This window comes from Psychrobacter sp., from assembly GCF_036731945.1.
Lineage (GTDB): Bacteria > Pseudomonadota > Gammaproteobacteria > Pseudomonadales > Moraxellaceae > Psychrobacter.
Genome location: NZ_DAINDI010000011.1, coordinates 40,593 through 60,478 on the forward strand (window position 1 = coordinate 40,593; position 19,886 = coordinate 60,478).

Annotated in this window: 14 protein-coding genes and 1 pseudogene; 10 read left to right on the forward strand and 5 right to left on the reverse strand. The window is 44.6% G+C overall.

What is annotated here, in order from left to right; genetic code table 11:
- Window positions 1-45: 45 nt before the first annotated feature.
- Window positions 46-1,221, reverse strand: a complete 1,176-nt coding sequence (locus tag V7D75_RS03740; RefSeq protein ID WP_333613462.1) for a sulfate ABC transporter substrate-binding protein — start codon at window positions 1,219-1,221, stop codon at window positions 46-48.
- A 365-nt stretch (window positions 1,222-1,586) separates the two neighbouring features.
- Here V7D75_RS03740 and V7D75_RS03745 point away from each other — a divergent pair, with 365 nt between their 5' ends.
- The gene (locus tag V7D75_RS03745; RefSeq protein WP_333613463.1) at window positions 1,587-2,120 is read left to right on the forward strand and encodes a hypothetical protein; all 534 of its coding nucleotides are present in this window, start codon (window positions 1,587-1,589) and stop codon (window positions 2,118-2,120) included.
- 109 nt (window positions 2,121-2,229) lie between these two features.
- Here V7D75_RS03745 and sat read toward each other — a convergent pair whose 3' ends face one another.
- A complete protein-coding gene (gene sat / locus V7D75_RS03750; RefSeq protein WP_333613464.1) occupies window positions 2,230-3,483 on the reverse strand; it encodes a sulfate adenylyltransferase in 1,254 nt (417 codons plus the stop codon).
- Between the two features lie 266 nt (window positions 3,484-3,749).
- Here sat and V7D75_RS03755 point away from each other — a divergent pair, with 266 nt between their 5' ends.
- The 3 genes from V7D75_RS03755 (at window position 3,750) to V7D75_RS03765 (ending at window position 6,729) form a co-directional block, all read left to right on the forward strand.
- Window positions 3,750-5,435: a nitrite/sulfite reductase gene (locus V7D75_RS03755; RefSeq protein ID WP_333613465.1), complete on the forward strand. Its 1,686-nt coding sequence runs from the start codon at window positions 3,750-3,752 to the stop codon at window positions 5,433-5,435.
- Complete coding sequence (locus V7D75_RS03760; protein WP_333613466.1) at window positions 5,428-6,024, forward strand: DUF934 domain-containing protein; 597 nt, start codon at window positions 5,428-5,430, stop codon at window positions 6,022-6,024. The genes V7D75_RS03755 and V7D75_RS03760 overlap by 8 nt, the downstream gene beginning before the upstream one ends.
- Window positions 6,025-6,090: 66 nt before the next feature.
- Window positions 6,091-6,729 (forward strand): phosphoadenosine phosphosulfate reductase domain-containing protein, encoded by a 639-nt coding sequence (locus V7D75_RS03765; protein WP_333613467.1) that lies wholly within the window; start codon window positions 6,091-6,093, stop codon window positions 6,727-6,729.
- A gap of 112 nt (window positions 6,730-6,841) precedes the next feature.
- On the opposite strand, the gene V7D75_RS03770 is transcribed toward V7D75_RS03765, so the two are convergent.
- A complete protein-coding gene (locus V7D75_RS03770) occupies window positions 6,842-7,585 on the reverse strand; it encodes an SDR family NAD(P)-dependent oxidoreductase (protein ID WP_333613468.1) in 744 nt (247 codons plus the stop codon).
- Between the two features lie 355 nt (window positions 7,586-7,940).
- Here V7D75_RS03770 and V7D75_RS03775 point away from each other — a divergent pair, with 355 nt between their 5' ends.
- From V7D75_RS03775 to V7D75_RS03785, 3 genes are all read left to right on the forward strand, one after another.
- Entirely contained in the window at window positions 7,941-8,891 is a 951-nt protein-coding gene (locus tag V7D75_RS03775; protein ID WP_068405407.1) for an acyltransferase, read from the forward strand.
- Between the two features lie 259 nt (window positions 8,892-9,150).
- Window positions 9,151-10,761: a siroheme synthase CysG gene (gene cysG, locus V7D75_RS03780; protein ID WP_333613469.1), complete on the forward strand. Its 1,611-nt coding sequence runs from the start codon at window positions 9,151-9,153 to the stop codon at window positions 10,759-10,761.
- 120 nt (window positions 10,762-10,881) lie between these two features.
- The gene (locus V7D75_RS03785) at window positions 10,882-11,376 is read left to right on the forward strand and encodes a hypothetical protein (protein ID WP_333613470.1); all 495 of its coding nucleotides are present in this window, start codon (window positions 10,882-10,884) and stop codon (window positions 11,374-11,376) included.
- A gap of 163 nt (window positions 11,377-11,539) precedes the next feature.
- On the opposite strand, the gene V7D75_RS03790 is transcribed toward V7D75_RS03785, so the two are convergent.
- On the reverse strand, window positions 11,540-11,761 hold the full coding sequence (locus V7D75_RS03790; protein ID WP_333613471.1) for a DUF4377 domain-containing protein: 222 nt from the start codon (window positions 11,759-11,761) through the stop codon (window positions 11,540-11,542).
- Between the two features lie 127 nt (window positions 11,762-11,888).
- Between V7D75_RS03790 and V7D75_RS03795 the strand changes: the two genes are divergently transcribed.
- The 3 genes from V7D75_RS03795 to V7D75_RS03805 all read left to right on the forward strand — a co-directional run bounded on the left by V7D75_RS03795 (window position 11,889) and on the right by V7D75_RS03805 (window position 18,583).
- A complete protein-coding gene (locus tag V7D75_RS03795; RefSeq protein ID WP_333613472.1) occupies window positions 11,889-13,406 on the forward strand; it encodes an exonuclease SbcCD subunit D C-terminal domain-containing protein in 1,518 nt (505 codons plus the stop codon).
- Window positions 13,407-13,477: 71 nt separating this feature from the next.
- Entirely contained in the window at window positions 13,478-17,485 is a 4,008-nt protein-coding gene (locus tag V7D75_RS03800; RefSeq protein ID WP_333613473.1) for an AAA family ATPase, read from the forward strand.
- 30 nt (window positions 17,486-17,515) lie between these two features.
- Complete coding sequence (locus V7D75_RS03805; RefSeq protein ID WP_333613474.1) at window positions 17,516-18,583, forward strand: WG repeat-containing protein; 1,068 nt, start codon at window positions 17,516-17,518, stop codon at window positions 18,581-18,583.
- A 126-nt stretch (window positions 18,584-18,709) separates the two neighbouring features.
- Here V7D75_RS03805 and V7D75_RS03810 read toward each other — a convergent pair.
- Window positions 18,710-19,886, reverse strand: a pseudogene (locus V7D75_RS03810) (NAD-glutamate dehydrogenase); the annotation flags it as partial.

Consider the following 19,886-nt stretch of genomic DNA (forward strand, 5'->3'; position numbering starts at 1 on the left):
ATTATTTGCCTATAAAAATTGCTTATAACTATTCAAAACCCTGCTCTACTTCACCTTCGCTAACTGATCAAAACGCCCGCCATCGACAAAGAACGTCGCCATGATGCTGTCCCAATCACCAAATAGCGCCACCGGCTCAAAGGTTGCAATTTCAGGTAAGGTCTTGCTGTGGGCGGCAAGCACCTTGGCATTACTAGGGCGCATATACATGTGTGCCATCAGCTCTTGTGCGGGCGTCGACCATAGGCCTGTTAAATAGTCATTTGCCGCGGCGGTGGTGCCTTTTTTATCGGTTACGGTTTTAACGACAGCCACAGGGTTGGCAATCACAATCGAGTAACTTGGATATAAGATATCGACCTGACCTTTGGCAAACTGCTTAGCAGCCAGATGCGCTTCGTTTTCGGTGGTGATTAAAACATCACCAAGACCGCGCTGGGTAAAGGTCGTGGTGGCAGCACGCGCGCCATTGTCATAGGTGACGACGTTTGCCAGTAGTTTTTTGATAAAAGCATCGGTTTTGGCGGGGCTTTGCACCTTTTCTTTAAAATGATGTAAGCCGTAGCCATAAGCGCCCAAAAAGGCATAACGCGCCGTGCCACTGGTCTTGGGATTTGGTATCACCACGGCGATATCGTTACGGGCTAAGTCTGCCCAATCTTTGATACCTTTTGGGTTACCCGCACGAACTAGGAGTACCATGGTACTGCTATAAGGCACGGCATTGTTTGGCAATGCCTGTTGCCAATCGCTAGCCACCAAGCCTTTTTCAACCAGCAAATTCATATCGCTTTCTTGGTTGAGAGTAACGACATCTGCCTGCAAGCCATTAGCAACCGCTAGCGCTTGTTTGCTCGATCCGCCGTGCGATTGGTTGATATTCACCTTAATACCTTGGTGTTTTTGTTGATAATTTGCATTAAACAACAGGTTGTAGTCTTTATAAAAGTCGCGTGACACATCATAAGACACATTTAATAAATCAATATTTTTTGCCTCATTGGCAGCGTTATTTTGATTGGCTTCGGTAGGCTTACAGCCTGTGATCAGCACCGCCGCTGCGAGCACACTACCAAGACCAAAACTGCTGGCAAGATTGACGGTATAACTAAAGCGATTGGCGAGCACTGTGCCAATACTTTTAGGTTGAATGCCGAAAGGAGCACGCACATTAATGGGCTTGGGAGGTGTTTTTTGACTGCTCTTTTTTTTTGGTTGCATATTTGCTCTCTAATAATAGGGATAAAAACCTTGCGTTTCGAAATTCGGTTCTATGGATAATGAGCAATATGCTAACAGCCTGCGAGACAATTGCTTAGTGACAAATACGCTTATCGAGTGATTAACTTGGCATAAGTAATTTTATTAGTTATTCTAAAGTGCTTGTTTTTCCTCGGTATTTTTGTAGTTTTGTGATAAGCAGACACTTTTGAGTAAGTTACGGTATTGCTTAGGCTCTAGACGAGCCTCTATAGAGTCGATATTATCCCTTAGCTTGTTATATATCAGGCGCTGCACTGATAAAACTTAGCCGATCCGCTTTCACTTATTTCCTGTTTACTAACCCCTTTATTAAAGGTAATGCAATGATCAAGTCTCCACCTCGTTATGCTCGTCACTCACGCTTTTTTGTTGGTATTTTAACGACCTCTATGACTTTATTGGCCTTAAGTGGCTGTAATAACGTAACGTCAAGCGTTAATAACCAAACGATTCAGCAACCAAACGCTGCTGTCACGCCAGCGGTGCAGATGGTCGTTGGCGATTACGCTTCTGAAGATTATGCCAAGCGTGCCCAAGGCTATGATTGGGTAGGTGTGATGATAAGAGCTGACGGCGCAGACAATGGCGAGCAAATTGATATTAAAGTACGAGCGCGTAGCGATGTGAAAAAACCCACTTGTCACTTCGATGGTAAAGCGACATTAATGGGTCAAGACGAGGCGCACGGTGTTATTTTCCAAGCTAAGGTTAATGACAGTACCGCCTTTTTCCAGTTTAAAGATGATATCTTGACCATTGATAGCCAAGATAAATATGCACTGAATTATTTTTGTTCGGGTGGAGCTTCACTCGTTGGCGACTATCAAAAGCTTGAGGGTGATTTAGCGCTCAATTAATAGCTTTAATTGCCTATTTTAGATAATAAAATGAGATAAAAAAAAGGTGCCAGATATTTATTCTGACACCTTTTTTCTTGCGCATTATCTTTTTTAAATATTAAGGTTCTTATACTGCAGAGGCACCGACCAACTTCACCTCAGCACGTTCTTCCTTAGCGATACCAGCATAGTAATGACGTAAAATCTCTAGCACTTCAGGACGGCTAAAGTTCTCTGGTACATCGAGGTCTTCTGACAATGCTTTACGTAGCTTGGTGCCTGAAACCTTGACATGCTCAGATGCTTCATGCGGGCAAGTTTTATCAGAAGCCATGGCGTTACAAGCATTACACCAAAACGTCCAACCAATTTTTAGCGGCTGCGTAATCAAGTCGTCTTTACCAACATATTCAAAGATGGTTTGCGCATCAAACGCGCCATAATAATCACCAACGCCCGCATGGTCACGACCAACAATCAGATGACTACAGCCGTAGTTTTGACGGAATACCGCATGTAGTAGCGCCTCGCGTGGTCCAGCATAACGCATATCGAGCGGATACCCAGCTTGGATAACGGTGTCTGCTCTAAAGTAATTATCAATCAAGGTCTTGATGGCTTCTTGGCGCACTTCTGCTGGGATGTCGCCCGGTTTTAGCGCGCCGAGCAATGAATGAATCAATACGCCGTCACAAATTTCGATAGCAATCTTGGCAAGGTATTCGTGCGAGCGGTGCATCGGATTACGCGTTTGGAAGGCGGCAACGGTTTTCCAGCCTTTGGCATCCAAAATTTCGCGCGTCTCAGCAGGCGTCTTATAAATCTCTGGGTATAAGGTTGGGAACTCGCCTTCGCTTAGTACTTCAACGTGACCGGCGATATTGACGTCACCTTGGTTAAGTACTTGCTGTACGCCCGGATGCTCGCTATCGGTGGTGGTAAAGACTTGCTGACACTCGTGGGCTTTATCGATGGTATAGGTTTCTTCTACCGTCAAAATACCCATAATCTCGCCATCTTTTGCGACCAATGCCACTTTATCACCTTGGTTTAGGCTGTCGGCGGTTGCTTTTGGCGCTGATAAGGTAATAGGAATCGGCCAAAACAAGCCAGCATTGTCGCCACTTTGCAGGCGCATATTATCCACGACGCCTTGCCAATCTGCCTGATTCATAAAGCCATTTAACGGGGTAAAGCCGCCAATCCCAAGCATAATCAAATCGCCACGCTCACGAGAGCTTAAGGTAATCGTCGGCAACGTGCTGGCAAGCTTTAATGCTTGCTTGCGCGCCTCACCTTTTAATAGTAATGGTTTTAGCTCGCTGCTGCCGTGCGGCGGAACAAGTTTTGATGAGGAGCGATTGGGATTGGTAGATGTCATTTTTAAAACCTTAATAATGAAATTGAGAGATAGTTGGTCAGGAGAATGAGCGCTTAAATTTGATAAACATAGGCTACCTAACTTTGGTTATGAAAATTTATGCTGTGTTTGGATATGGATATGTCTTAAAGGAATTTATGTTTATAGATTTAAGCTTATATGATGTGACTCTGAATTGTTTACCTTGCGATTGGCAATACAAGCGATCACACGCAAATCATTTTCGTCGCGGCTTTTTAAGTTAAAAACAAAATTGAGATTACGTCATGTATCAATATAATTACGCTGACCAAACCTTGGTAGAGGAACGAGTCGCCCAGTTTCGCGACCAAACCGAGCGGTTTTTGGCAGGTGAGCTGCCAGAAGAGCAGTTTTTACCGCTGCGTTTACAAAACGGGCTGTATATCCAGCGCTACGCACCGATGCTACGTATCGCCGTGCCTTATGGCTTGCTGGCAACCTATCAATTACGCAAATTGGCTGAGATTACCCGTAAATATGATAAAGGTTACGGCCACTTTACCACCCGTACCAATATGCAGCTGAACTGGCCAAAACTTGAAGAAGTGCCAGATATTTTGGCCGAATTGGCATCGGTGCAAATGCATTCTATCCAAACCTCGGGCAACTGTATTCGTAATACCACCACCGACCCTTATGCGGGTATTCATAAGGAAGAAATCGCCGATCCTCGTCCTTATTGTGAGATTATTCGTCAATGGTCAACCTTTCATCCGGAATTTGCTTTTTTACCGCGTAAATTTAAAATTGCCGTCATCGGTACGGCAAAAGACCGCGCGGCAACGCAGGTACATGATATCGGACTCCATTTAAAGAAAAATGACGCAGGCGAGCTTGGCTTTGAGGTGATTGTCGGGGGCGGACTTGGACGTACGCCAGTGATTGGCAAAACCATCAATACATTTTTACCGCGCCAGCATCTGCTCAGCTATTTAGATGCGATTTTGCGTGTCTATAATCTGCATGGTCGCCGCGACAATAAATTCAAAGCGCGTATCAAGATATTGGTCGATAGCATGGGCGGCCCGGCGTTTGCCAAATTGGTCGATGCCGAATGGGAAGCCAATATCAAAGATGGGCCGTTGACCTTGACCGATGCCAACTTTGACAAGGCCAGCAGCTATTTTACCGAGCCTAATTATCTCAGCTTTGATGCACTACAGGTACAGTCGGACTTGCAGCAGCAACTAGAGGCTGATAAAGATTTTGCCAATTGGTACCAGCAAAATACTGTGGCGCATAAAATCGCAGGCTACCGCGCGGTGGTCATTTCGTTAAAAGCAGGCTTGGTCGACGGACGCTACGTACCGTCAGGTGATATTACTGAGTCGCAAATGGACGCCCTCGCCGACCTCGCTGACGAACATAGCTTTGGCGAGCTGCGCGGCACTTATCAGCAAAATCTGGTCTTTGCCGATGTACAAACCAACCGTTTGTACGAGTTATGGCAGCAGTTGGCTGCACTACATTTGGCCCGTCCAAATATCAATACCCTAACCGATATGATCGTCTGCCCGGGCTGGGATTTTTGTTCGCTTGCCAATGCAACGACCCACAATATCGCTGAGCAAATCGAAAAACAGTTTAATGATCTCGACTACCTTTATGACTTAGGCGAGATACGCCTCAATATGTCTGGCTGTATGAATGCCTGCGCCCATCACCATACCGGCGATATTGGTATCCTTGGGGTCGATAAAAAAGGTGAATACTGGTATCAAATCAGCCTTGGCGGTAACTCTAGCAACGACGCCAAACTCGGTAAGATATTAGGCAAAGCTGTGCCGACCGATGCCGTAGCAACGACGATACAAAAGATAATCGACGTCTACCTTGAGCAGCGCGTCAGTAATGATAATGACGTCGAAGGCTTTGGTGAGTTAATTGACCGTATTGGTATTGCCCCTTTTAAGGAGAAGGTCTATGGCTAATCACCATGTGTTCAATAGCGATGGCATCGATATCAGTGAGACTGACACTTGGCTTGCGCTTAGCACCAATGAGCTGCCTGACGGTATTACCCTGACCGATATATCTTTGTTAGAGCTGCTGCAAAAACAAGAAAAACTCGAGGTCGTTTTACCGCTTGCTGATTTATTAGATGCTAAAGGCAATATTGCAGGCGGACTATTACAACAAGTCCGTGAATTGTTGGCCGAGCATATTAGCCGTTCCGGTGTCTGGGTGACATCCGATAGCGACACCGAAGTGCTGACGCGTATTCCAGAGTTTTTATTACAGCAAGATTTGATTGTGATTCACGTCCCCGCTTTCACGGACGGACGCGGTTTCAGTTACGCCCAAACCTTACGCCAAATGGGCTATCAAGGCGAGGTTCGTATGGCTGGCAAGTTTGGCCGCGATCAAATCGCCTATCTGCTACGCGCAGGCGCCGACAGTTTTGTGATAAGTGCGCATGATTTGCACTCTATTTCTAATATCAGCCAAGCATTTAATGCGCTTGCCAGTAGTTATGACGGTCGTAACGCCGCCGACTTACCGATGTTTGCTGGTGCTTAATATTCATATTCACCACCCTACTTATTATCAATCATTTATATATTTTTTACCCTTAAGGAATCCATCATGAGCCAATTACACCCAAATATAGATATCGATCAAGCCAACCAAGAACTAAAAGGTAAATCACCAGAAGAAATCGTCGCATGGGCGCTTAGCCAAGCAAAAAACCCAATTATCACCACCAATTTCCGCCCGTATGAGTCCGCGATTTTGCATTTGGTTGCTAAGCAGCGCCCTGATATCACGGTATTGTGGGTAGATTCTGGCTATAACACCGATGCTACTTACCAGTTTGCCAATAAAGTCATCCGTGATTTAAACTTAAACGTCATCACTTATATTCCTAAGCAAACGGCCGCCTATCGTGACGCAACCATGAATGGTATCCCAGGCATTGATAATCCGCAACATGATGAATTCACTGATCAAGTAAAGCTTGAGCCATTTCGCCGTGCGCTAGATGAGCTAAAACCTGATGTCTGGTTTAACGCCATTCGTAAAGATCAAACGGAATTCCGCCAAGGTCTTGATGTTTTAAGCTTATCAAAAGATGGCGTGTTAAAAGTCGCGCCTTTATTTGAAAAAACAGACGCGGATTTAGACGTCTATCTTGAAGAGCATAACTTGCCTAACGAGTTTGATTACTTTGATCCAACCAAAGTTGAAGAAAGCCGTGAATGTGGGTTGCATACGCAGCTTTAAGCTTTATTCTTAATTTAAGTTTTATTCTTAACCTGTGAAATCAAAAAGCCCTCTTATCATTTAAGAGGGCTTTTTACACTTAGATAGCTTAAGATTATAGCTTTTTAGAACGTCATTTACGACCGAGAACCCAACCACCATCCATAAAGACGTTCGAGCCATGCATATAGTTTGAGTCATCTGACGCCAAAAATACCGCGAGCGCTGCAATCTCTTCGGGCTTGCCAGCGCGCTGGGCTGGGATACGATTTAAGCGCTCATCATCAATACCATCGGTCATAGGCGTTTCGATAAAGCCTGGCGATAGAATATTTACTTTTATCCCTTGACTGCCAAAATCAAATGCCAACTGTTTGGTAAATCCTAACACCGCATGCTTAGAGGTCACATAAGCGGAACCGCCGGGGCCTGCCATTTGCGTGGCTTGTGAGCCAACATTGATGATAACTCCACGTCCTTGCTTGATAAAGTGCGGAATCACCGCTTTTGAGGCGAGATATGGCGCCTTGACATTAATTGCCATCAATTTATCGTATAAGTCTTCTTCTAACTCGACGGCATTATCATAAGCGTCGTGGATGCCAGCGCCATTATATAAAATGTCAATTTGACCATAAGCTTCTAATGCTTTATCAACTACCGCTTCAATCTCTGCTTTTTTGGTCACATCAGCATGCACAAAGAGAGCCTCTTGACCCTTATCTGTCATGTCTTTGACAATGCGCTTGCCGTCTTCTTCATCGCGACCCGTGACGACGATCTTTGCCCCTTCATCGGCATAGGCTTTTGCAGTCGCTTCGCCCAGTCCTGATGTGCCGCCAAATATAATGGCCACCCTGTCTTGTAATTTCATCATGTTCATCCTTGTTTTTATGTTGTAAATAAAACTTTTTTCTATCTGATAACGTCTAGGTTAGATTAACATAGTCACCTAACTGTGAATGTTAGGCTATGTTGGACATTTTTAATCAGCTAATAACTGGCATATATCTAGCCTTTTAGTTGCATAAATAACGTTTTCTTAACGTTTTATCGGCTAACATTAAGGTATTCTATGGCTTCAAAGCTGGCGCAACCTCACATTAAACGTTAAGCCACTCTTTTAACGCTAAACTATGGACGAAGCTGCCCGTCGTTGCGGCTACCTGTGCGCCTTTTTATCATCAAGCTCGATCATGGCTTTGCCACACTCATCAATACGGATATTTGATATGCCTTTAATAAAAAAAATCGATTCATTCTATGAAAAACTGCATGATAAATTGCCAGCTGTCGGCAAGGCTGCCTCTTTTTTGACGGGTACTGGCGTCCTCACCGCCAATAGTGCGTTGGTTGGTCTACCGGTCTGGACTATGGGCGCGGCGAAAGTATTGACTGGGTCAAAACTGACTGATGATGCCTTAATTGCAATTACTAAGTATTGGATTAATACTAATAATGCCGTTATCGACCACGCCCTACCTCATAAAGACTGGCGCATCAACCTGCCCGATGGTCTAAGCGAGGACAAGCAGTACCTCTTGGTCAGTAACCATCAGTCGTGGGTCGATACCAGTATCGTGCAATATATCAGCCAAGACACCCTGCCTCTAACAAGGTTTTTCACCAAGTTTAATTTGATTTATATTCCCGTTATCGGTCAAGCCTTTTACTTTTTAGACTTCCCAATGATGCGTCGTCACTCTAAAGAAGCGATTGCCAAAAATCCTGCCCTCAAAGGTAAGGATATCGAAGAAGCAAAGCGCGCCTGTCGCCAATTAAAAAACAAACCTTTCGCGTTATTAAACTATTTAGAAGGCACGCGCTTTACTAAAGAAAAACATGATAAGCAAGGCTCACCTTATGAGCATTTATTAAAACCACGCGCTGGCGGGTTGTCATTGGCGCTTAATGCGTTAGGCAATGAATTGGATTCGATTTTAGACGTGACTATCGTCTATCCCGACGGTGCGCCTGACTATGATGATTTATGGAAAGGTAATATTCGTCGCTTGGGCGTCGATGTGACGCGCTTAACCATACCGGACGAGTTATTTGCGGCCATTATGGATGGCGGCTATGACCGTGATGAAGCCACTAAAGAAATGATGTTTGATTGGCTCGAGGACATTTGGCAACAAAAAGATGCCCGCATTACTAAGATGCTAAGTGAGTTTGAGTAGACTTTGGCAGTACGTTAAACACTATCCATGTAAATATAAGACTTAGAATCCACATCAGCCACAAGCTTAAAAGTGAGCTTGTGGTTTTTTTCTGCCACGTTTCTACGTTTTTATTCCCCAGCTATTCCACATCTTAGCAAAAAACCATCAGCAACATGACAAAAACGAATATGTTAATGCCAATTCACTGCATGAGACGTAGCGCGTGATACCGCATAATGATGACATATTTTATATTGACTGAATCATTGGTGATGCTATGAACACCTTTCCGCTATTTTTTAAATTAGAAGACCGCAAAGTACTGATCGTTGGTGGCGGTGATGTCGCGCTACGTAAAGCTGACTTACTCAGGCGCGCTGGTGCTGCGATCACGATTCTTGCACCAACTATCAGTGCTGAAATACAAGCTTTGCTCAGCCATACTAAGGACAAAGCCAAGCACGAACTGATTTATGAAAACTACAATAAAGCTTATATGACTGGCGCACGCGTTATTATCGCCGCAACGGATGATGAAGCGCTCAATCATCAAATTCATGCTGATGCCAGCGAGCTGAATATTCCCGTCAACGTCGTTGATACGCCGCATTTATGCGACTTTATTTTCCCAGCCATCGTCGATCGTAATCCAATTGTGATTGGCATTTCATCCAATGGCAAAGCGCCGGTGCTGGCACGTTTACTGCGCGCACGTCTAGAGACGTTAATCCCGCAAGGTTATGGCAAATTGGCCAAGCTGGCTGGTGACTTTCGGGATGAGGTAAAAACCAAAATCCCAACGCTGACAGGACGTCGTCAGTTCTGGGAGCGCACTTTTGAAGGTAAAGTCAGTCAGCTGATGTTTGCTGGCAATGAAGATGCAGCAGCGGCGCGACTGCAAGCGGATTTAGATAACACTGCACCTGCTATCAATGAAAAAAGTACAGCAGGTAATACATCTACAGAATCTCACACCGTAAAAAATCCAATGGGTGAAGTTTATATCGTCGGTGCAGGCCCCGGTGATCCAGAGCTGCTGACCTTTAAAGCCCTACGTCTTATGCAGCAAGCCGATATCGTCTATTATGATGCGTTAGTATCACCGCAAGTATTGGATTTATGCCGCCGCGATGCTGACAAAGTATTTGTCGGTAAAAAACGTAGCAACCATGCCGTCGCTCAGCTTGGCATCAATGAGCTATTAATCAATAGCGCAAAAGATGGTCGCCGTGTGGTGCGTTTAAAAGGCGGCGATCCTTTCATCTTTGGACGCGGCGGTGAAGAGATTGAAAGCTTGCGTGCGCATGGCGTCCCTTATCAGGTCGTACCCGGTATTACCGCTGCCAATGCCGCTGCCAGTTATGCTGGTATTCCGCTCACACACCGCGATCACTCGCAGTCGGTACGTTTTGTCACGGGGTTTTTGAAGGCTGGCACGCCAAACAGTAACTTTAAAAGCTTTTTAAATACCGACGAAACTGTGGTGTTTTATATGGGGCTGCATTCACTGGCACGTTTGACGACAGGTTTAATTGATGCTGGACGTAGTAGCGATACCCCAATCGCCATTGTCTCTAATGCCAGTATGCCCAATCAGCAAGTATTGACTGGTACGCTTGCCAATATTGTTGAATTGCAAGAAAAAAATCAGCTACCCACGCCTGCTCTGCTGATTATGGGAGATGTGGTCGCCCTACATCATGACTTGGCTTGGTATCATGTAGACAATGAGCAAAACAACCAAAATGCTGCTGATACCGATGATAATTGGTTGCGCGGTGGCAAGACAGCGGCGGCAAAAGCCCCTACTAGCCAGCAAGCACATGCGCTATCAATGGTCGCTAATTTGGCGACCGCTGGTGATGTGGAGCAATTAGTGATTGGCTAAGTGCGATTAAGGTCAAGCGACTATCAAGATTGTCGATTCATTACTAAAATACTTTTCCTCAATACATAACGCACATGAAATATCTGTTACTATTCCATCAGTGCCATGAGGTTATTACACATGATAAATAGATATTTTTTCCTAATTCCTATCGTAGTTCTATTTCAGTTTGGTTGCACTAATCAAACAGTAAGAAATACTTCTAACCCAGTGATAAGAACGAAAAACTCACTCGATCTCTTCTCTTATTATGATGAAAGTAATAATGTTCAATTAACTGCATTATTATCAGGCACATTTATAATGAAGAATGGCTGTCTTTTATTTGGCGACGAAGATGGTTATATAACCCCAGTGTTTGATACGAAAGCTAGTAATGTCAAAGTTGACTTAGATTCAAAGACTGTAATCTTAAATGCAATAGCAGTTCCATTTGATACAGAAGTTTTCGCAGGGGGCGGTTTTATTGATAAGAAAAATATTCCTGCACTTCAAACTACTGGCGATGAAAAATGCTTAACGGATAGAGTAGCAACTATACATTCTATTGAAGTCCTAACTCCTGAATTGCGTAGAAAATTCTTACTTGATTGGGACGATAAGCCAAAGCCGTAATGAAATTCAATATTAACAATTAGTGTTAATAGAGAGTTAGTTTTTGAGGTTGGTTAACTGTGATAGGGTGCGCAAGCCAAGCGTTAGAAAACTCACAAATTTTCATAACAAGCCATAATGCATTAATACTCTAAGCAATCTCTAATAGAGGTTTTTGTAATCCTTACTCTATAGTCCTTTTCTTCTCAATTACCTCTATCAGCTTACTATGAATGGACGCTGCATCCGCAGGTGGATTGGCGATTGTTGTATTCTTGATAAGCAAGGTGTACTCGTAATGCGGCTGATAATCAAAGCCCTCTATACCACTATATCGATACACCCAACCTGTTTGGCTATTCGTCTGTCCAGCATTTTTCTGACCAAAGTCGGATTTACTAATCAATGCTGAATAAGCATTTCCGTCTTTAGCCCCAAGAGTGATTTTCTGCTGCCATAATTTATAAGCACAGCAAACTGCAGCAATTCTTGCTAGAATAATCGCAGTCTTCTAACCATTATTAAGTTCACTTATGCCTGCATTTGCTATTAAACCGCTTACTATTCTTCATACCTCCGACTGGCATTTGGGACGCAGACTTTATGGGCGCATGCGTTATGAGGAATTTGAAGCCTTTTTAAGTTGGCTACAAGAGACCATTAGCGCACAAAAAGTGGACGTACTTATCGTAGCTGGCGATATCTTTGACACCATGACGCCAAGTAACAGAGCCCAAGCGCTGTACTATGAGTTTTTAGGCAAAGTATCAAAATTGTGCTGCGAGCATATCGTCATCGTCGCGGGCAACCACGACTCCCCGACTTTTTTAGATGCCCCAAGTAAAGTCTTAAAGTTTCTAAATGTCCATGTCATCGGTACTGCTTGTGACGATTTAAACGATGAGGTGTTGGTTTTAGACGCGGTAGATGGCACACCGCATTGTATTATCGCCGCTGTGCCCTATCTGCGCGACCGCGATGTGCGTGGTAGCCATGCTGGCGAATCAGCAGATAGCAAAGATACCAATGTTATCAAGGGTATTCGAGCGCATTATGATGAAGTGGCTAGCATTGCCAAAGCAAGACAGGAGCATTTAAGCGACGCTCATCAGCGCCATATTCCTATTATTGCGACGGGGCATTTATTCGCCGCAGGTAGTAAAACTACAGAAGATGATGGCGTGCGCGATCTTTATGTTGGCTCGCTCGGTCATATCTCCGCTGATATGTTTGATGATGGCTTTGATTATGTGGCACTGGGGCATTTACACGTGCCGCAGCGCGTCGGCGGCTGTGAGCATATCCGCTATTCAGGCTCGCCTATCGCCATGGGTTTTGGCGAAGCAAAGCAGCAAAAGCAAGTGTTGTTGGTAGAGTTTGGCGAAGTAGAAAAATCTTTGTCTGATGAGAGTACTATTCTTCAGCCTGCCAATACCACAAGTAAGGTTGAAAAAGTCGCGAAAAAAGCAGCCATTCAAACGCCGGAATTGATGGATGATTTATTTGCTTTTGTTGAGCAAGAAGAAAGCGCCGCAATTAACGTCAATGAAGAACCCTTTACTCAGTCAAAGGCGGTGCAGCTTGATTCCACTTTTACAACGTCTGATTTAACATCTCAACGACTGCATCATGATGAGTCACGGCAAATGCAGGTAATCTCGCTGCCGATTCCTTGCTTTCAAAAACTGGCGCAGATAACGGGCGATTTGACCGCCATCGCTGCTACGATAAAATCATTGCAGCCGTTAGAGTCTATTTGGCTAGAAGTGATTTATGACGGTGATGAAATTGTCAATGAGCTGCGTGAAGAAGTGAATGCCATGATTGAGGGTTTAACTTGCGAAGTGTTAAAAATCAAAAATACGCGCACCTACAATAAAGTCCTCAATCAGCAGCAATCCTCTGAAACCTTACAAGATTTAAATGAGCTTGATGTGTTTGATAAATGCTTAGAAATCAATGGCATTGCCGATACGCAAAAAGCGTCATTACGCAGCGCCTATGAGCAGATACTCCATAATATCTACCATGATGACGCTCAAGCTGAATAAATGAGCAATGAGCGCGGCATCAAAACATAATTCCAATCACAACCATCCATTCAAACGACAAAGACCGACACATGCGCCTAATCGAACTGCGACTCAAAAACTTAAACTCTTTAAAGGGCGAATGGCATATCGATTTTGCTGATTCCGCATTTATCAATGAAGGCATCTTTGCCATTACTGGGCAGACCGGCGCTGGCAAGACCACGATTTTGGATGCGATTTGTCTGGCGCTCTATGGTGAGACGCCGCGTATTAATAACATCAGTAAAAGTAGCAACGAGGTCATGACGCGGCAAACGGCAGAGTGTTTCGCGGAAGTGGTCATTGATTTAAATGGCACTCAATATCGCTGCCGCTGGGGACAGCGCCGCGCTTATGGCAAGGCGGATGGTAACTTGCAAGATGCCACCCACGAAATCGCTTTGGTAACGCCTAAAACTGACGATGACAGTAATGCCGATAGCAAAGATGACAAGCTTAAAGGCGATGAAATACTAGAAAGCAAACTCTCACGCACCAAAGAAAAAATCGTTGAGCTGACACGAATGGATTTTCAGCAGTTCACGCGTTCAATCTTGCTGGCGCAAGGGAGTTTTTCCGCGTTTTTAAAGGCTAAGGCCGATGAGCGCGCCGATATCTTAGAAAAAATCACGGGTACAGATATCTACGCGACGATATCGACCCATGTCTTTGAAAAAAAACGCGCGGAAGAAGAGATTTTAAATAAATTGCAGTTTGGTTTAGAGGGTTTAACTTTGTTAGACGCCAATGAGGAAGCGCTGATTAACGAAAAACTGACCTCACATCAAACCGCGCAAACCAAGCAGCAACAACAGTATCAACGTCTGCAAACGCAAATCAATTGGCTCGATACGGTGGCAGAATTAGAAAAAAACGTCGATAATTATCAAAACGAGGTTACGGTCGCCAAGCAAGCGCAGGCAGATTTCGCTCCTGACGCTAAGCGACTTAACGCCGCTAATAAAGCCTTGGAGATTGACAGCCAATACAGTCAACTTGCCCATAATCGGGACACTGTCAAGCGTTTGCAAAATGATCAGCAGGCGCTAAACCATCAGCTGCCGCAGCAAGAAGAGCGCCTTGCGCACGCGGTGAATACGCTAAAAGCAGCTGACGCTGATACGCAGAGCGCCTATGACAAGCTGCAAATCACCTTACCAAAAATTGCTCACGCTCGTAAGCTAGATGGCGCAATCGCTCAGCAAATGCAGGCGTTAGACGATCAGCAGCAAAGAAAACAACGCCTAGCGACTAATACGCAAGGCTTACGTCAAGAGATAGAAAATCATACCGTCCAATTCAATCAGGACAAGGCTCAGTTAGCAACGATAGAAAAATACTTGATTGACGCCGCCGCTTTGCACGATATAGATACCGATGCGGCAAATTTTGATAGTCAAGGCAGCCGCCTAAAAGCGCTGCTGCAAGACAATGCCGCTTTGGCAAACGAAAAAATTGCTCATCAGCAGCAATCAATCCAATATCAAACCAATCTTGATCAATGTCAGCAGCAGCAAGATGCGACCAACGCTTTGATTGCTAAGGCGCGTGAAGCGCTAGCCACTTTGCAAAAACAGCAGGCAGCGTTAACCCAAACGCAGTCATTGGCTGCTATACGTGATGAGCAAGATCAGATTGAGCACACGTACAGTCAGATAGAGCAAGTGAGCTTTAAGGCACAGCACATTGAAGCGCTTGCTAGCCAAATCAATAAGATAAACACTGCCCTGCCGACCATTAATGATGCCTTGACCAAACTGGCGGCGAGCATTACTGACAACGAAGCGCTTATGGCAGACGCCAAAGACCGACGTCAAGATAAGCAAAAACTTCTCGATTCATGGCAACAGGTTGCCAGTTTAGAGCGTTATATTAACCAATTAAAAGAAGGTGACCCTTGCCCGCTTTGCGGTGCGCGTGAACATCCTTACGGCGCCCATCATCCTGTATTGAACAAAGAGCAATCTGAAATTGCTCAAACGCAGCAGCAAATAAGCGAGCTGGATACGACGATCAATACGCTAGAACAAACCATCTCTAAGCAGCGTATTGAATATGCCACCACACAAAATCAGATTAAGCAGTTGCACGACCAAAAAATCCCACTCTATGAGCAGATCAAAAAGCTGGGCGCGGACAGCGATGACTTAATACAGCCGCTTTTGGCTAATACCTATTCTAACGCTGTGATCGCAAGCATGACTCAGCTTGGCCAAATTGGTATAGATATGGATTTTTTGACTAAGCGAGCTGATGATTCGACCGATTGTACATTGATAAAAGAGCGCTTAATAAAAGATAGTTTGTTATTGCTAGATACGATTAAAGACCAACTTAGCGAGCGCAAGCAGTCTTTAAAAGACACGCTTACAAAACATGAAGCGTTAAGCGATGAGCTTGCTAAAACAAACAAAACCATTGAGACGTTTGAAAAGCAGCAGTATCAGCTTGCCACTGATATTCATAAGATTAAAAGCAACAATCAAGTAAGCGCGCTGGCTTTGGATGCTATCGAGAAAAAAATCTCGACGAATTTTGCCGAATTAACACAGCTTAAAGACGCTATATTGGCGATACTAAATAAATATCTTGCGGGCAAGTATGAGCTAGATGCCGTCACCGAACCTGCTGCTTTACAGCCGCTGCTGGCGAGTATTGACCAGCAAGTTGTGCTAAGTAAAGCTGACTATGAGGTTCATCTTAATACGCTGCGTCAGCAGCGTAGTAGTTTGGTGCAATTAAAGCAGCAGTTTACTGCTTATAAAAATGCCCAACAAAACCTAATCACTGCGATTAGCGGCATCACTGTGCAAATCGAAACTAAACAAGCTCAGTTAGATAAAGAAGAGACTGAGCTTGATGATTTGCTGCAAGCAATTAATACAAAAACTAAGACACTGGCGCAATTAACGGCTGAGCGGCGCGATATTTTTGCAGACAATATTTTTGCAGGTAATGTGCCAAACACTGATAATGATAATAGCAATATTAATATCAATCCTGATGCAGAAGAAGCAAGGTTACGCACTGTCCTTGAACAGGCGCATAGCGAAAAAGCAGCAGCGCAGCGGCAGTTAGATAGTGCTGAGCTTACCCTCAAACAATTACAACGACAGCAGCAGCTGCTTGCCGAGCAATTAACGACCGCTAGCACGGCTCTGACGACGCAAGAAGATATTTTTAAAACCGCGCTTGCCAGCTCCGACTTTAGCGATGAAGCAGCATTCATGCGCGCGCGCCTGCCAGCTGCCGAGCGTCATCACTTAACCGAGCAGCAGCAGCAAATAAACGATACGCTCAAGCAAGCGCAATCCTTATTGACTCAAACCCTGCAAGCACTGGCGGAGAAAAAAGCCAACCCTTTAACCAATGAAGATAGAGAAACACTGGTCGAACAGCAGCAACTGTCGCACAATGAGTTGCAGCGCTTGATTGAGGCAATCGGCGCCATGAGCCAACAGCTCAAAGACAATGAAGAGAAAAAAGGCAACCAGCAGGCGCAGCGCCAAGCCATTGCTCAGCAAAAAGACACCTTGCAAGTTTGGCGACAGCTCAATGAACTGATAGGCTCAAGCAGTGGCAAAAAGTATCGTACCTTTGCCCAAGGTTTGACCTTTGATATCATGGTGAACCATGCCAATGCCCAACTGCATAAAATGAGCGATCGCTATTTGCTGGCGCGTGACGACAATAATCCGCTCGAGCTCAATGTCATTGACAACTATCAAGGTGGCGAGAGACGCAGCACTAAAAATCTCTCTGGCGGTGAAGGCTTTATTATTAGCCTAGCATTAGCGCTTGGGCTGTCGCAGATGGCCAGTCATAATATTCGCGTCGACTCGTTATTTTTGGACGAAGGTTTTGGCACCCTTGATGAGGAATCACTGGATATCGCCCTCGATACCTTGACAAGCTTACAGCAAGAAGGCAAATTGATTGGCGTCATCTCACACGTGCAGGCGCTAAAAGAGCGTATTTTGACCCAAATTCAAGTCACTAAGCTCTCAGGCGGCTTTAGTAAAATCACTGGACAAGGCTGTTATCATATTGCCAGTTAATGGCTAAAGTAATTTTAAGGTGGCACATTTATGCATACTCTATTTAAAATTATTTATATTAATGCGCGTTTTCTTATTGCTTTTATATTTACCATTACTGCTTTTACTTTAAGCATGACGTCTGCGCAGGCGACGATTAATTGCGCCGGAACTTTACCCAGTAGCTACTTTGAGCGTATTGAAAATAATACGCCGTTTGCTGGCAAGTTGATCGAACAAGCTGACGGGTCGCAGCAACTGCAAAACCTAAGTGGTCAGATCGTCATGGATAATCTGTCCGATGCTTATATCGTGATGGACAGCTATGTGCTTGCTAAGCAGGATGGTAAATACGGCGTTATCAATGCTGCTGGCAAGATTATTGTCCCTTTTGACTATGATGATATTCAAACCGAACCGGATATCGCAACCAGCTTTATTGTCAGCATAAAATCATCAGATGCGACAACCAGACAAGGTATTATTAATCGTCATGGCGACTGGATTTTTCCACTAACTACGGCACGTATCGAGCATGCGCACTACGATTCTGATCATGACCAAGATTATTTTAAAATAACTAATAATCAAGGGTGTACAGGACTGCTTGATGATAAAGGCTACTGGATAATCATGCCAAAGTATGAAGCGATTCATCCGTTAAATGCTTGTACGGGTCAGCCTTTATACCTGCAAGTAAGCTTAAACGATAAGACAGCGCTCATTGACCAAAACAATGACGTTATTATTCCTTTTGCCGCCCATCAACATATCGAAGCGTTTAATACTTCTGCTAAGCCACCGCTTTTTTTGCGTAGTACGTTAATTGATGGTAGCACCGCTACAGGCATGAGCGAAGATATCCAAGACGAGATTGTTAGCGCCCAAATTATCGATGCCAATGGTAAGTTAATCCTCGCATCAGACGCCCCCATCAGAAAGCTGCTATACCATCAGCTTTATACTTATAAACAAGCTGGCAAGTTTGGGATTATGAATGATAAAGGTGATGCAATACTAACACCTCAATTTGCTAGCTATCGTGATGATGGCGAGAAAGTCTGGGTTGAAAAAGATGGCAAAATGCGCCGTTTAAATACCTTTATACGCTTAGATTAGTGCTTTTAATTTTCTTTTTATTATTGAAAAACAAAAAATCACCGTTAACTCATAACGGTGATTTTTTTCTATAAACATATAGTCTAGATTTTCTGTAATTTGCTATCTGGCTTATTTTTTAGCTTATTATTTACTTACCAAACCACTCAGCTCGCTCATGAGCACAGATAGGGTGGATAAACTCATAGCGCTTTCATCATTGCCATCAATTTTTTGCATCTCAGCGGTGATGGACTCAAGCTGACTTTCATGACGCGATTTCCAGTCATTAAAGGCTTGTTTGGCATTAGGCTGCTTTAATAAAGTATCCATCAGCATACGCAGACTGCGCGAAACTTCGTTGACAAGGGCATGACGCGCGCGACGATCCCAGTGGTCTTGCTGCGGTAAGGTGGCGATATTATCCATCATCCAATCTAGCTGTAAAACGTGATAGGCCTCAAAGTATAAAGTGGCAATCTCATCGACTGGGCGCTCGTACTGCTCAGCCAACAGCGCGGCATCTAGGGCATCGACATGGTACGGCAACATCGCGAACATCGCCGCGTCATCCGCAGACAGCTCGTTTTCCGTTAAGCTTGTGATGTCTTCTTGCAAGTACTCTGAGAACTGCTGCTCGATAAAACCGCCTGCTTTGGTTAATTTTTCCACACTGTCTTCAAAGCGCTCGATCATATCGGCAACTTGCAAGTCCTGCCCAAAGGCATTGATAAACCACACTACGCCATTTTCAAGCGCATCACGCAAACGCAGCTCAAGCTCGAGTAGCAAGGTGGCATCGACTTGGTTGTCTAGTGACTCAAGTTTTTCCCAAGCTTTGGATACATGGAAGACATCACGAGCAATTGCATAGCCGCGCGCGATCGTAGCAAGCGTTTGCCCCGTTTCCTCAAATAAACGGAATAAGGCTTCGATACCCAAACGGTTGACGATACTATTGGTCAAATAAGTACTGATGATTTCACGGCGCAGGCGATGTTCTTTCATCTCATCAAAGAAGTTTGCTGCTAGCTCATCGGGAAAGTATTGGCGCAGCTCATTAACGAAGTACGGCGCATCAGGCAAATCTGACGCCAACAAATTATCGTACACCCACATTTTGCCGTAAGCCATGACCACTGCCAGCTCTGGATTGGTGAGACCTGTGCCCGCTTTTTGACGCTTGGCAATCTCTTCATCCGATGGCAGATATTCAATGGCGCGATCAAGACGACCTTCGCTTTCTAACATTTGAATAAAGCGTTGATGGTCACTTAAATTTGCCGCCGCGCGTAGATGGCTGAGCTCAAGCGCCTGTGGTTGT

Bases quoted from the DNA above. Each gene is read 5' to 3' on its own strand.
- V7D75_RS03765 (WP_333613467.1), top strand. From the start codon at position 6,091: ATGAGCCAATTACACCCAAATATAGATATCGATCAAGCCAACCAAGAA.
- V7D75_RS03785 (WP_333613470.1), top strand. From the start codon at position 10,882: ATGATAAATAGATATTTTTTCCTAATTCCTATCGTAGTTCTATTTCAG.
- cysG (WP_333613469.1), top strand. From the start codon at position 9,151: ATGAACACCTTTCCGCTATTTTTTAAATTAGAAGACCGCAAAGTACTG.
- sat (WP_333613464.1), bottom strand. From the start codon at position 3,483: ATGACATCTACCAATCCCAATCGCTCCTCATCAAAACTTGTTCCGCCG.
- V7D75_RS03795 (WP_333613472.1), top strand. From the start codon at position 11,889: ATGCCTGCATTTGCTATTAAACCGCTTACTATTCTTCATACCTCCGAC.
- V7D75_RS03775 (WP_068405407.1), top strand. From the start codon at position 7,941: ATGCCTTTAATAAAAAAAATCGATTCATTCTATGAAAAACTGCATGAT.
- V7D75_RS03805 (WP_333613474.1), top strand. From the start codon at position 17,516: ATGCATACTCTATTTAAAATTATTTATATTAATGCGCGTTTTCTTATT.
- V7D75_RS03740 (WP_333613462.1), bottom strand. From the start codon at position 1,221: ATGCAACCAAAAAAAAAGAGCAGTCAAAAAACACCTCCCAAGCCCATT.
- V7D75_RS03770 (WP_333613468.1), bottom strand. From the start codon at position 7,585: ATGATGAAATTACAAGACAGGGTGGCCATTATATTTGGCGGCACATCA.
- V7D75_RS03800 (WP_333613473.1), top strand. From the start codon at position 13,478: ATGCGCCTAATCGAACTGCGACTCAAAAACTTAAACTCTTTAAAGGGC.
- V7D75_RS03760 (WP_333613466.1), top strand. From the start codon at position 5,428: ATGGCTAATCACCATGTGTTCAATAGCGATGGCATCGATATCAGTGAG.
- V7D75_RS03745 (WP_333613463.1), top strand. From the start codon at position 1,587: ATGATCAAGTCTCCACCTCGTTATGCTCGTCACTCACGCTTTTTTGTT.
- V7D75_RS03755 (WP_333613465.1), top strand. From the start codon at position 3,750: ATGTATCAATATAATTACGCTGACCAAACCTTGGTAGAGGAACGAGTC.